At 56.0% G+C, this 14255-nt stretch carries 10 protein-coding genes; 9 read left to right on the top strand and 1 reads right to left on the bottom strand.

Annotated elements, in window-relative coordinates:
* The first annotated feature begins 236 nt into the window (after positions 1-236).
* Entirely contained in the window at positions 237-878 is a 642-nt protein-coding gene (locus P3T24_RS38475; protein WP_429441924.1) for a hypothetical protein, read from the top strand.
* A gap of 42 nt (positions 879-920) precedes the next feature.
* A complete protein-coding gene (locus P3T24_RS38470) occupies positions 921-1406 on the top strand; it encodes a hypothetical protein (protein WP_429441922.1) in 486 nt (161 codons plus the stop codon).
* 26 nt (positions 1407-1432) lie between these two features.
* On the opposite strand, the gene P3T24_RS38465 is transcribed toward P3T24_RS38470, so the two are convergent.
* On the bottom strand, positions 1433-1936 hold the full coding sequence (locus tag P3T24_RS38465; protein ID WP_429441921.1) for a matrixin family metalloprotease: 504 nt from the start codon (positions 1934-1936) through the stop codon (positions 1433-1435).
* A 331-nt stretch (positions 1937-2267) separates the two neighbouring features.
* Here P3T24_RS38465 and P3T24_RS38460 point away from each other — a divergent pair, with 331 nt between their 5' ends.
* From P3T24_RS38460 to P3T24_RS38430, 7 genes are all read left to right on the top strand, one after another.
* Positions 2268-3083: a hypothetical protein gene (locus P3T24_RS38460; RefSeq protein WP_429441920.1), complete on the top strand. Its 816-nt coding sequence runs from the start codon at positions 2268-2270 to the stop codon at positions 3081-3083.
* A gap of 4 nt (positions 3084-3087) precedes the next feature.
* Positions 3088-6960, top strand: coding sequence for a matrixin family metalloprotease (locus P3T24_RS38455; protein ID WP_429441918.1), 3873 nt, complete (start codon positions 3088-3090; stop codon positions 6958-6960).
* 124 nt (positions 6961-7084) lie between these two features.
* On the top strand, positions 7085-7900 hold the full coding sequence (locus P3T24_RS38450; RefSeq protein ID WP_429441916.1) for a sulfotransferase family protein: 816 nt from the start codon (positions 7085-7087) through the stop codon (positions 7898-7900).
* Positions 7901-7968: 68 nt separating this feature from the next.
* The gene (locus tag P3T24_RS38445; RefSeq protein WP_429441914.1) at positions 7969-10095 is read left to right on the top strand and encodes a type I secretion system permease/ATPase; all 2127 of its coding nucleotides are present in this window, start codon (positions 7969-7971) and stop codon (positions 10093-10095) included.
* A 2-nt stretch (positions 10096-10097) separates the two neighbouring features.
* Complete coding sequence (locus P3T24_RS38440) at positions 10098-11519, top strand: HlyD family type I secretion periplasmic adaptor subunit (protein WP_429441913.1); 1422 nt, start codon at positions 10098-10100, stop codon at positions 11517-11519.
* Complete coding sequence (locus P3T24_RS38435; RefSeq protein WP_429441911.1) at positions 11509-12948, top strand: TolC family protein; 1440 nt, start codon at positions 11509-11511, stop codon at positions 12946-12948. Before P3T24_RS38440 ends, P3T24_RS38435 begins: the two co-directional genes overlap by 11 nt.
* Positions 12949-13029: 81 nt before the next feature.
* Positions 13030-14151, top strand: coding sequence for a retroviral-like aspartic protease family protein (locus P3T24_RS38430; protein WP_429441909.1), 1122 nt, complete (start codon positions 13030-13032; stop codon positions 14149-14151).
* Positions 14152-14255: the final 104 nt, after the last annotated feature.

Below are 14255 nucleotides of genomic sequence, written 5' to 3'. Positions count from 1 at the left end.
CACTGAAGTACCGTTCCCCCCGGGAGTTCCGGCGAACCGCTGCATCATCAACTTAACGGTGTCTGCGTGTCCTGATTTACAGGGGCAACTCCACGCACATCGGCAGTGCGCGAGATATGTAATATGTTCGTTGATCGACACCTTGGTCGCTTGTGAATTAACGCTGCAGGCAAAGAGGCGTCGTAAGAGGTGTTTCTCCGGACATCGAGATTCGGGACCTGTGTACGCAAACGGAAATGGAAATTACAGAATTTCCCCTGGTTGTAAGCGGGATAGGTCTACCCTTGCACAAAATTCCGCGCCGATTAAAAATTATGAGATCAAATTTTACATGGACGGCCCTGCTTCTGATTGCAATAACGTATTCAGAATATCATCCATTATTATTGATTGCTTTATGCGTCATAATTATTATTTTCGTAATTTCATTAATCACATCACTCGCAAGAAATAACCCATGGGAAACACGGATTCGAAGCGGTATTTGCGCGATCGCTATATTAGCGTGGTGCCTCCTTTTATACACGAACTTTAAAAAAGATTGGCTTGATATTATTTTTATAGAGATAAATTCGCAAACGTATGTTAATTGCATATCAGATGGCGTAGCTTTTGATACAAATAAAGCCTTGTCTGTATGCAAAAAATATGAAAAATGGTGGCGATATGGATTTACAAAAGCCATCGCCTTTGATTCGAGCGGGCAAATAATATTAAAGCATGCTTCTCGTGATCCTGAGTGGATTCGTGCGGCACTGTCGCTTGATAGGAAGGCGCCATTTGGAATAATTGGATTCACTGCCAGAAGGTTAACCGGGAACTTTTACTCTGTCATTTTCTATAACGATCTTCCACAAGATTTAATTAATCAAAATTGATTTATGGAGGAAGTATGTCGGATGTTTTTTATGTAAAAAACAATGCGGGCCAACTTGTTGCCGCAACATTCCTCTCGTATAACGGAAGTTACATATCTGACCCAAACGTTTCAACGGCCACAAAATACACCGATATATGATGCAAATGGCGATCTTGTGCAGAATGCAAACCCGAATGGATATCTGATTGTTCCGGCCAGTTATACAGTAGACGGTGCGTTGGCCTTTGCCACCCAAGTTGGCACGGAGCTGGGTAACACTGAAAATGATCTGGGCGCAACGGTTGCCTTGGACATGATGGGTGCAGCTTTTCTACCTAACGGGCAGCAGGACCTGCAGCGAACCTATCCGGAAAGCACCGGAGTACATCCAGGGGATTTCGTTAGCGCGTTTACCGATGCAGCGTCTTTCAATCTTGGGTTGATTTCAACGTATTCCGGAATCGGTGAGGATGTAGCTCTTCAAGGCGGAGGGCTTCTCAACGAATTTCACGCACTGTTTCCCGCCAATAAACATGCGGGAACCTGAGGCACACGTAGCTGTGAAACAGGACGCTAGTGTGGTGATACGGCGAGTTGCGCCTGCGGATTCAGGTGTTCGATGGCCGCAAGACTGGTGATACCGGCAGGCATCGGTGCATACGTGGCCATTGCCTGGATCATCTGGTCGACCTGCCTGTCCACTGCAGCTGAAGCGGCCGATGTAGCCGACGCCGCGCCCGGGCCGTACAGCGACTGGATACCGGCGATGTCGGTGCTGTCCAGCGACTGGTTACCCGAGCCCAGGGCGTAGTACATGATCGAACTCTGGTCCGAATTGTCGACCAGACCGAGCGCATGTCCGATCTCGTGCAGCAGCACCTGTTCGAGCGTGGCTTCGGTCCCGGAGTAGGTCAACTGGCCTCCGGCACCGGCGACCAGCGCATCCTGGTTTGGATCTTCGAGCTCGATGTTCGCGCCAGGCGCCATCTGGCCACCCTGCGACTGGTAGGTGGTGTAGCCAACCGGACAGCGACGGTCAACTCTTACAACCCAGCCGACCACATGAGAGCGTAACATTTTGCAATCATTCACCATGCATATTTGACGAATTTTGTCAATTGTCGATTCGACTTCGTGCCATTCTTGAAAAAAGAGGAAATACACTGCGCGTGGAAGTCTATTTCAATTGGGAAAGTAAAAAATGGAATTTTTGGCAGAGACATCAAAGATCTTTATCCAATTCACATATAAATTTGTCAAATAATTTATCTATGCAAAATCGATCCATAAATTATCAAAATCTTTCCATTCACGCCGCAATAAATAATGAATCTTTAATTTAAACTTTAACTAGGCATAGTCAGCGCCTGCTAATTTCCGGACGCTACCACCCGATGAGCGCAAGAAAATGATTCTAAATATCCTATCTTACGCAGCCGTTTTTATGAGGTCGATGCTTTCTAAAGTGTTGGCCTTATTAGGCATTCGACATAGGGAAGCGGTGCCATCTTTTGAGAGCATCGAAAATCACACCGCGGCAAACGAAATTCAAAAATCAATTCGAAAAGGAAGGTGGTTGAGGCATCTAAAAATTGCATCTCTTTTGCTCATCCTCTCATATGGACCGAATAATTCAACTGCGAAACCATCGATGGAATCTGCTTCGACGGATGAAACTCCTTTATTATTTAAGCTGAACGGGCATCAATATAAAATTCCCCGGAATTTCCTGATCAATATGAGCGACTGGTCTGGGGGCGAACAGAAAGATGGCGTCACAATTCGCTTGATTTATCCCGGCCTAAAACCATATAGAAAAGATAACGCATCCTGCATATTTCACAAAATAAAATGCAGAATATATACGATCTATATGACATCCGGCCATTTCTCATCTGAAGATACGCTAAGCAATTTAATTGCAAATTCCGCAATACATAAAACACAAAAAGTTGGACCATATGGATTTGAACTATTCGAAATTGGCCCAACGACCTCCAGAACGAATATTTATACAAAAATCGCACATGGATCACCAATATTTTTTGATTGCGTACTCTACAACATAGACCATAAAAGTGGCGGAATATGCCACCACTTTGCGCATGCAGTATCGGGAGACGCGCTCTCATATTATTTCGAAATGAACGATGGGCTTCGGGACGCAGTTGAGGTGGATGGTTCCATCGTCAATCTTATTGACCGATTTCTTGTGAAGGAGTGAGAAAATGACAACAATAAGCCTGAGTCAAAATACCATCGATTTAATCAACACAGCCATAAACGATGGACCCGGAACCAACAATGTAAACTATCTCAACGCCTATACAGCAATATACAACGACATTAAAGCCCAACCGGGCGTTGATCCAGGCACCTTAAATTGGTTCTCCCAAGCCGGATTGGTTAATACACAATTATTCAGCCCGACCCCTGCGGGGACCTGGATTTATGATTACATGTTTGCCGCTGCACAATCTGAAGGCGTCACGTTAAACAACACGATATTTCAGCAAGTATCAAATACTATCGCCACGACGGTATTCAACCAGCTCCAAGGTGGCAGTTTCAACACAGATTCGTTCTCCCCAGCTCAAATCGTGCAAATCGATGCGGGCTCGGGTATTAGCCTTATCCAGTCAATGTTCCCAAATGCGAATTTAGATTACGCGATTTGGGGCGGAACCTTATTTACGCCGAGCGTTCTCAATGATCCGTCTTACTACTCAACGTATAACATCGATACATCCGATCCATCAACAAGAGACTGTCAAGCTATTGCCTCGGGGTTTGTTGCCGCAGCAGAGGGTACCGCACAGTACTTGCTTGGAGGGATGAGCAATGTCGATATGGCACTCCAAATCGATTATAAGACTGCCGCCGCATGCATGCTAAGTGCCCAGGTTTTCGGCTCGACTACGCCATTTTTTCAACAGGTTAGTCAAACCACAAATGCAGCTCCGAATTTTTCGCCAATCTGGTCAGACATTATCAACACAGAAACTAATGCCGTTAGCGATGTAAGCAATAATTCCACGGCGTTTTCAGCAGATGTCACCGAATTATCGGGGGAATTTGATCTTCGCCAAATCGATGGGGCTTACGGACTGACACTTGGAAGCGATTCCATAGCGGAATTGGTAACTGGCGGAAATATTTTATATAGTGCAGACTTGAGCGGTATAAGTGACATTTATGATTTCTCTTCCGGGCAAAATACTATAGATCTGTCAGGAAATTCATTTCAAGTTACTGGAAATAACGACGCGATCAATATTTCGCAAAATCTGCAGGAAATCGTTGATGGTACAGGAGACGTTGTCGCCGCATCGTCTGGTGACGTGGTGGTGATGGGGAGTGACGGTTCATCAGGATCGGATACGATAACTGATACGCTATCGGGTCGGCAGTTTGTTATTTCAAATTCTGACATTAGCGTCGATGGCGTTAACGGCGTATATACAAGCGGAGTAACCGATACTTTCACCGTCAATTCCTCCGGATCGGTAAGTATATCGACGACGAACCTCAATGGTGTTCAGCAGGATCTGTATACATTCAGCTCGACCGGAGAGCTCACGCAGGACCAACAGTTCAGCGACGGCATTCTCTATGACGCAATCAACTATTCAGACGGTGTCGAGACAGATGAAGCCTTCTACAACACGGCCGGGCAGATAACACAGGACCAGCAATATAGCGACGGCTATGTTGCTGACGCGATCAACTATACGAACGGCGTCGAGACAAGCGAAAACTTCTATAACCAGGCAGAGCAGGAAACCGCGTCGACCCAGTTCAACGCCGATGGTTCATCGACCGAGACGGTCTACGATCCATCCACAGGCGTCGAAACGAACCAGAACAACTACGATTCGTCGGGACAACTGACCTCGCAGGACAACTACACTAACGGCCAGCTGGTTTCGCAGGATGATTATAATGCGGCCGGTCAGGAAACCGAACAGATCCTCGTGACCCCGGGCACGACATCGATCACCAACGAGATCTATTTCGATCCGTCGACGGGTATCGAAACCTACCAGAACAACTACGATCCGTCCTCAGGTCAACTGACCTCGCAGGATAACTACAACACCTCCGGGCAACTGGTGTCGCAGGAGGACTACAACCCGTCCGGCCAGGAAACCGAACAGATTCTCGTGACTCCGGGCACGACGTCGATTACCAACGAGATTTATTACGATCCGTCCACGGGTGCCGAAACCTATCAGGACAACTACGATCCGTCCTCCGGTCAATTGACCTCGCAGGATAACTACACCAACGGCCAGTTGGTCTCGCAGGATGACTACAATACGTCCGGTCAGGAAACCGAAGAGATTCTCGTGACTCCGGGCACAACATCGGTCACGAACGAGATTTACTTCGATCCCTCGACGGGCGCCGAAACCTACCAGAACAATTACGACCCATCGTCAGGGCAACTGACCTCGCAGGATAACTACAATCCCAGTGGACAACTGGTCTCGCAGGAGGACTTCAACCCGTCTGGGCAGGAGACCGAGCAGGATCTGGTTGTGCCAGGAACCACGACGCTTGAGACACAGATATTCTTCGACGGGAACGGTAGCGAAACCTATCAGAACAATTTTACCGATGGGGTCAACACATCGCGCGACTTCTTCAATCCGGACGGCCAGGAAACAGCGGCCGCACAGTTCAACCCTGACGGAACGCTCGCGCAGTACGATACCTATGACACGACAGGCCAACTGACCCAGGACGTCCAGTACAACGACGGCGTTGCCTCAGACGTCACCAACTATTCCGATGGCGTTGCGCAGAACGAAACGTTCTACAACCCGTCGGGACAGGAAACGCAATACAACGAGTACGACGGCGACACGACTACGGTCAGCCTGTTCAACCCGGGGGCATCCTATTCGAATGAACAGGATACGTACGTCAATGGCGCCCTGACGCAATCGGATACCTACGACGAGTCGACCGGCCAGTTGCAGCAGGTCTCCGAGTTCAATGGCGGCCCCTATCCATATGAGGTAGAAACCGCAGACGGCGGCACTTATTTCTCGCAGATCGAACAGGTCGATCCGCAAACCGGCACGATTCTGGGCGTCGCGAACTTTGATCCGCAAACGGGCCAAGTAATCAGTGCAAGCGGGTCCGAGGCGGGGGATGACGACGACTCGGACGATGATGACGATGATGAGGGCGGCGGTTACTTCGGTGGTTACTCGGGCGGTTATTCCGGTGGCTACGGATTCGCTGGCAAAAGGTCGACCGTGCAGAGCGCGGTCGGCAGCAACATCGGCTCGATCGCCCTGGGCGACCTGGCCAATGGAAACAAGGCAGGCGCCGCCGCGGCGGAGGCTGCGCTCCAGCAGGCGTATGCAGCGGCGACGGAGACGCCCACAACAGGTACGGGTACATCGGTGCTGGAAGGCGCGAAGTGGGATAGCCAGGTCATAACCTGGAGCTTCGCGGGTGCGACGGGCGCAAACGGCTCATCCACCAGCCCAGCGGAAGCGCAATACGAAGCCGAAGTCCAGCAGGCATTCGCCACCTGGGCGAAGGCTTCCGGCCTCACCTTCGAGGAAGTCTCTGGTTCGGGCCAGGCAGACATCAACATCGGATTTGGTGACCTCAATACGGCCACGACAGGGGTGGTGGGCTACACCACCTATCAGTCGCAGGGTGGCCAGATGGCGCCTGGCGCGAACATCGAGCTCGAAGATCCAAACCAGGATGCGCTGGTCGCCGGTGCCGGAGGCCAGTTGACCTACTCCGGGACCGAAGCCACGCTCGAACAGGTGCTGCTGCACGAGATCGGACATGCGCTCGGTCTGGCCGACAATTCGGACCAGAGTTCGATCATGTACTACGCCCTGGGCTCGGGTAACCAGTCGCTGGACAGCACCGACATCGCCGGTATCCAGTCGCTGTACGGCCCGGGCGCGGCGTCGGCTACATCGGCCGCTTCAGCTGCAGTGGACAGGCAGGTCGACCAGATGATCCAGGCAATGGCCACGTATGCACCGATGCCTGCCGGTATCACCAGTCTTGCGGCCATCGAACACCTGAATCCGCAGGCGCAACTCGCCGTATCACCACACTAGCGTCCTGTTTCACAGCTACGTGTGCCTCAGGTTCCCGCATGTTTATTGGCGGGAAACTGAGGGCATTTCTCCGTCTCGATCATTACCCCGCAACGTCTGTTCGGGGTACAACCAGGTATTTGCCGTGGTCAACACGATTCACTTCATTTCGGGATTGCCCCGTTCCGGCTCGACGCTTCTGTGTGCGCTGCTGCGCCAGAACCAGGGTTTTACGGCTGCGATGACCAGCCCTGTCGCATCGCTATGCAGTTCGCTGCATAAGAAGATGTGCGGTGGCGAATTCGGCGTGTTCTTCGACGATGCAAGGCGTACGGCCATCCTGCGTGGCGTGTTCGACAGCTATTACTCAGAGGTTCAACCTGGACAGGTCGTGTTCGATACCAACCGGACATGGACAGGACGGGCAGCGCTGCTCAGGGCCCTGTATCCAGACTCGCGCATCATCTGCTGCGTGCGTGAAACGGGCTGGATCATCGACAGCGTTGAACGGATGCTCGCCAAGAACCCGTTGCAGCTCTCGCGTATGTTCAACTTCGAGCCGGGCGCGTCCGTCTATTCCCGCGTCGAAACGCTCATGAACTCGGAGAAAGGCCTGATTGGCCTGCCGTGGAGCAATATGCGCGAAGCGTGGTTCGGCGACGAAGCAAAGCGCCTGATCGTTGTGCCTTACGACCATCTGGTGAGCGCACCGGAAAAGGTTCTGCGCAGCCTCTACAGCGAACTGGGCGAGCCCTGGTTCGATCACAACTTCAACAACGTAGTCTACGACGAGCCGGACTACGATGCGCTGCTCGGCATGCCCGGCCTGCACAAGGTCAGGCAGAAGGTGGAACACCAGGCACGAAAGCCGTCGATTCCCCCCGACCTCTTTACGAAATTCGTCCAAACCCACTTCTGGGAGAAGCCCGAACTCAATCTACGCGGCGTGCGAATCCTGTAGGCGATGAACACCGATAGCGACAGAAATGTCGGCCAGAATGACAGGACAACAGAATTTAAAGCAAGATAATGGGCATTGAAGAACAACCTGCGCCACTGGACGATGCGGGCCTTACCGCACTGGTCGCGATCGCACGCTTTCATGGCATTGCGACCGATGCGTCACAGTTGAAACACGCAGCGGCAGTCAGAAGCGGCGCGTTTTCCGAAGCGGAACTCGTCCTGGCTGCGCGCAGCATCGGCCTCAAGGCGCGAGCCGTGCCGTTGGTTCAGGAGCGGCTGGCAAAGACGCCGTTTCCCGCGCTGGCGCTGGACCGCGCGGGCCGACACTTCATTCTGGCCGGGTCGGACGGCGAAACCGCGCTCGTTCTCGAGCCCGGCATGCAGGCGCCGATGCCCCGACCCATGAATGAGGTGATGGAGCGCTCCAGTGGACGCATGCTGCTGTTCACTTCCCGGGCGTCGCTCGCGGGCGAGCTGACCCGGTTCGACTTCTCCTGGTTCATTCCTGCTGTCGTCAAATATCGCCGGCTGCTGCTTGAAGTGCTGGGCGTTTCGTTCGTCCTCCAGCTCTTCGGGCTTGTTTCACCACTGATGTTTCAGGTAGTGATGGACAAGGTTCTGGTCAACCGCACCTACAGCACGCTCAACGTGGTGTGTGTCGCGCTGCTGGTGAGTTCGGTATTCGAGGTGCTGCTCACGGGGCTGCGTAACTACGTGTTCGCCCATACGACCAACCGTATCGACGTTGAGCTTGGCGCGCGGCTCTTCCGGCATCTGGTTACGCTGCCGCTCGCCTATTTCGGTGCGCGCCGTGTGGGCGATACGGTCGCCCGCGTCAGGGAACTTGAGAACATCCGGAACTTCCTGACCGGACAAGCGCTCACCGCGCTGATCGATCTGACGTTCTCGTTCATCTTCCTGGGGGTGATGTGCCTGTACAGCGTCTGGCTGACGCTGATCGTCGCCATCTCGCTACCAGTCTACGGAGCAATCTCGGCGGGCCTGATACCGGTACTGCGCGCACGCCTGAACGAGAAATTCGCCCGAGGGGCCGATAATCAGTCCTTTCTCGTCGAAGCCGTCTCAGGTGTGGAGACCGTCAAGGCGATGGCGGTCGAGCCGCAGTTCGTCAAACGCTGGGAGACACAGCTCGCGGCCTACGTCGCCGCAGGCTTTCGCGTGAGCACGCTGGGCAACCTGGGCCAGCAGCTTATCCAGCTTGTCGGCAAGCTGGTGACCCTGGGCACCCTGTTTTTTGGCGCCAAGCTGGTGATCGACGGCAAGCTGACGGTCGGCGAACTGATCGCCTTCAACATGATGTCGCAGCGCGTCAGTGCACCGGTGCTTCGCCTCGCACAGCTCTGGCAGGACTTCCAGCAGGTCGGCATTTCGATGAGCCGGCTGGGCGACATCCTGAACTCGCGCACGGAATTGCCCAAAAGCCGTCAGGCATTGCCTGCGCTCAAGGGGGACGTCAGTTTCGAGAACATCCGTTTCCGCTATCGTCCGGACGGGCCGCCGATTCTTGACAACGTGGCGCTGGATATCGCGGCCGGCCAGGTGATCGGCATCGTGGGACGTTCCGGCTCCGGCAAAAGCACGCTGACGAAACTCCTGCAGCGACTTTATATTGCCGAGCAGGGAACGGTGCGTATCGACGGTATCGATCTGGCGCTCGCCGATCCGGCCTGGCTGCGTCGCCAGATCGGTGTGGTGTTGCAGGAGAACCTGCTCTTTAACCGCTCGATCCGCGACAACATTGCTTTGACCGATCCCGGTGCGCCACTGGCCGCTGTTATCAGCGCGGCGAAACTGGCAGGCGCGCATGACTTCATCTGCGAAATGCCGGAAGCCTATGACACGATGGTCGGCGAGCACGGCTCGAACCTGTCGGGTGGCCAGCGGCAGCGTCTGGCGATCGCACGCGCACTGCTGACCAATCCGCGCATTCTGGTGTTCGACGAAGCGACCAGCGCGCTGGATTTCGAAACCGAGCGCGTCATCCAGAACAACATGAAGGCGATGTGTGCGGGACGCACGGTGATCATCATTGCGCACCGGCTGACGGCTGTTCGTCACGCCGACCAGATCGTCGCAATGGACAGGGGCCAGATAGTCGAGCGGGGAAACCACGAGACGCTGCTACGCCTCGGAGGTTACTACGCTCACCTCGTCTCGCTTCAGGACGGCTGAACATGAAGCTATTGCGATTGCAGGCACTGGGCGACCTGTTCGCGCGGTACGCCGCCGTATTCCGTGGTGCATGGGCGATCCGGCATCAGCTCGACTCGCCTGAACGTGCCGCTCACGAACTTGCATTCCTGCCCGCGCAGCTTGAGCTTGTCGAGACACCGGTCCATCCCGCGCCGCGCTGGGCCATGCGCATCATTGTCATCCTCGCGGTGCTGATCCTGCTGATCGGCATCTTCGGGCGGCTCGACATCGTGGTATCCGCAACGGGTAAGTTTGTACCCGACGCCCGCGTCAAGGTGATCCAGCCGGCCATGACGGGCGTGGTGAGAGAGATCCTCGTTCAGGATGGCGAGCAGGTCAAAGCGGGGCAGTTGCTGGTGAAGCTCGATACGACCCAGGCAGCAGCCGACGCGGACAAGGCACGCTCATCGAAGCTCGACGCTCAACTGGGCGCAGCCCGCGCAACGGCTCTGCTTGCTGCACAACACGACAACCGGCCACCGGTGGTTGCCCCCCTCGACGGGGCACCGGAAGAGCGGATGCAGGAGGCCCAGCGTCTGGCCGACGGTGCGTTCCGCGAGTATCAGGACAATATCGACAGCGCGCAGGCAGAACTACTCAAGCGGGAAGCCGATCTTGACAGTACCCGGGAGGAGGTGGCCAAACTCAGGGCGACTGCGCCTCTTGCACGTCAGCAGGCGAATGACTATCACTCGCTTGCCGGGGATAAATACGTCGCGCAGAGCGACTATCTTGACAAGGAACAGACGGCCCTGGGTCTGGAGCATGAACTGGTCGCGCAACAGAGCCATGCGCGCGAACTCGCCGAAGGCATTGCGGAGCAGCGTGCGGACATCGAATCGACTTCGTCGAAATTCCGGCACGACCAGCTCGATGAGCTGGAAAAGGATACGCAGCAGATCACACAAAGCCGGGACGACGAGGCCAAGGCGCAAACCCGTCAGGCATTGCTGAGCCTGACCGCACCGGTCTCTGGGACCGTCCAGCAACTGGCAACGCACACGCTGGGGGGCGTGGTGACGACCGCCCAGTCCCTGATGGAGATTGTGCCGGCCGACACGCTCGAAGTAGAGGCACAGCTTCAGAACAGGGACATCGGCTTTGTGGACGTCGGCCAGATGGTCGCCGTGAAGGTCGAAGCGTTCCCCTATACGCGCTACGGATTCCTGACGGGAACCGTCGTCTCGGTATCGAACGATGCGGTACAGGACAAGAAGCTCGGGCTGACGTTTCCGGTACGCATCCGGCTGTCGACCAACCGGATTCATGTGGAAAAGAAGTGGATCACGCTCACACCAGGCATGCAGGTCACGGCCGACATCAGGACCGGCAAGCGCAGCGTGGCGGGGTATTTCCTCGGGCCTCTGATGGAAAACGCGCAGGAGAGCATGCGTGAGCGTTAAACGGATCTGGGCGCTGGCCACGTTATCGATGATGGGGTTGCTGGTGGTGTCCTCGCACGCGCAGGCCTTCGACCCATTGCACGCTGAGGGTGGGATTTCGTTGACCCCGGCCGGCTCCATCGTGCCGGATATCGTCGGTTGCCAGTTCGGCTCACCCGCCCGCCCTTTGCTGCTGACGGAAGCCGTTCAGCGCGCGTTGTGCAGCAACCCCAAGACACGCGAGGCGTGGGCGGACGTCAAGGCCCAGGCGGCCGGAGTGGGCGTCGCCCGCGCGGCGTATCTGCCAACGATCAGCGGTAATGGACAGGTAGTGCGTGATGACTCCGTGACCGATGTTACGGGCCACCCGACGCTCAGCTCGGCAACACTTGCCACCATCAATTCCGAAAGCGTTCAACTGAACTGGACTCTATACGATTTCGGTGCGCGCTCGGCAGCGGTTCGCAATGCGTCAGCATTGCTGGCTGCAGCGCAGTCCACGGAGAATGCAACACTGCAGAGTCTGTTCGTCGCGGTCGCGAAAGACTATTACGCCGCACAGGCAGCAGCCGGCGCGCTCGCGGCGACGCTTGACGTTGAACACATGGCTGCCGACAGCGCAAAGGCGGCAACCGCGCGGGTCGAAAAAGGCATCGCACCCATATCGGACGCGCTGCAGGCCCAGACTGCCTATAACCAGGCCGTGCTGAGCCGCAACAAGGCGCAGGGTGCCTGGCAAACGGCGGCAGGCACGCTCGCCTCCGATATGGACCTGTCCCCGGACATTCCACTGGAACTGCCTGCCGTCACCGATGGCGTGCAGCCGGACGCGGTGTTCACACAATCGGTCGGCGAACTCATTGAGGATGCCAGACGGGATCACCCTACCGTACTGGCCGCCCAGGCCCAGGCCGATGCGGCGGCGGCGAAGGTCGACCAGACGCGGGCGGAGGGTTTGCCGAATATCAGTCTCGTATCGAAATATACCCGCGATAACCAGCCGGCAAGTCTCGGACTCGGCATTCCGGAATTCCCGGCCACCGGCCACGAATGGTACGTCGGTGTGCAGGTGACGATTCCCTTCTTCGAAGGATTCAGCCGGATGTATCAGGTCCGGCAAAACCAGGCGCAGCTTGAGCAGCAACAGGATGCCGTCGATGACGCGCGTCAGCAGGTCGCACTTGAGGTCTGGAGCAGCTACCAGGCGGTTCAGACCTCGACCGACAGTGTGAAGGACAGCGCGGCGCTGCTTGATATTGCGCAGCGTTCATTTGTAGCGGCCCAGCACCGGTACCAGGCCGGCGTGGGGAATATCCTTGAGCTGCTCAATGCGCAGACCGCACTGGCCAACGCGCAGCAGCAGCGCGTGCAGGCGCTCTCCGACTGGCGCGCGGCACGGCTGCGGCTGGCCGGCAGCCTCGGGCGGCTTGGTCCTGCGGATATGCCGTGACATACAAAACACTGGAAATTCCCGCGGATGCGATCCATCCGTTACCACCTGAAGTCGCCAGTCCTGTTCAGGAGCGTGGCCATGAAATCTGTTTCCACACGCGCGTGCGTGATAGCGCTGCTCGTCGCTCTTGCGATGTCCGCATCGCAGGGATACACGCAAACGCTCCTTCCCGCCACGCGAGCGCTGGCGTCGGCGCCAGCGCCAGCGCTTCCCTCGCTTCACGACCTGTTGCAGCCGGTACCGCCGGTAAGATCAGGGGAGTGCACTGTCGTCGCGGACGCACAGATGCCGCTCATGCCGACCTTCGGGCGATTCGCGACGCCGGTGGTCATCGATGAGCAGCCGCTCATGATGCTCGTCGATAGCGGCGCTGGTGGATCCGCGCTGTCGCCGCGCGCGGCTGCCTCGCTTCACCTCGACACGGACACCACCCAGCGTGTTCGTCTGAACGGCGTCGGCGGGCAACTGGACGTCCAGCATCCTGTCATCCTTCACTCGATCCGGTTCGGGTCAGTGAATCTTGAAAACTACGATGTCCTGACGGCCAATATCGAGCGCCCGGAGCGGGAGAACGATGCTGCTGCCCCGGTTGGGATAGTCGGCACCGACCTGCTCTCGCGGTTCGACGTTGAGCTGGATTTCCCGAACCACCGCATGACGCTGTACCGGGTGTCGTCCTGCGCCGGGAACTTCATACCATGGAGCGGCCATTACGATACGTTCATGGCCAGCGTCACTTCGCACAACGCTTTCATCATTCCGGTCTTCCTGAACGGCAAGCCTGTGCGCGCCGTTGTCGACACCGGTTCGAATGAGTCAAGCATCAGCCTCGACGGTGCCCGCGCAGCAGGCGTCGATGCACAAACACTCGCCAGTGAGCCACCCGATACATTCTTCGGTTCGAAAGGCAGTGTAGTGACGGCACACCGGCACGTGTTCCAGACGATGGGCGTTGGCTCCGGTACGTTTCGCAACCCTCGCATATCCGTACAGGACGAAACGTGGGCGAACACGGATATGCTGCTGGGAATGGACTTTCTGCGCTGGCGCAAGGTCTGGCTGTCTTACAGCACCAATCAGGTGTTTATCCAGGACACGCCGCGTCGGCCGCCGTTGCAACCCAACGCTCTTCCTACTGCGGCAATACCGCCCGCGATCGCCGCCCCAGCGTCCATTCCCGTGTCAAACCCGGCACCCTGATGCCTTTTGCCACAGGCGGGAGAATCGAAAAAATGCCTTTGACCACAACAATACGTCCGCAGTGTCTGCGGCCAGCGCGCGACAGGCGCGCCTTCGGACCAGCC

Origin of the sequence: Paraburkholderia sp. GAS33 (assembly GCF_050436645.1) — a bacterium.
GTDB classification, from domain to species: Bacteria; Pseudomonadota; Gammaproteobacteria; order Burkholderiales; family Burkholderiaceae; genus Paraburkholderia; species Paraburkholderia phenazinium_B.
Note: the sequence above shows the minus strand (reverse complement) of the source record. Positions and strands in the feature narration are given on the sequence as shown.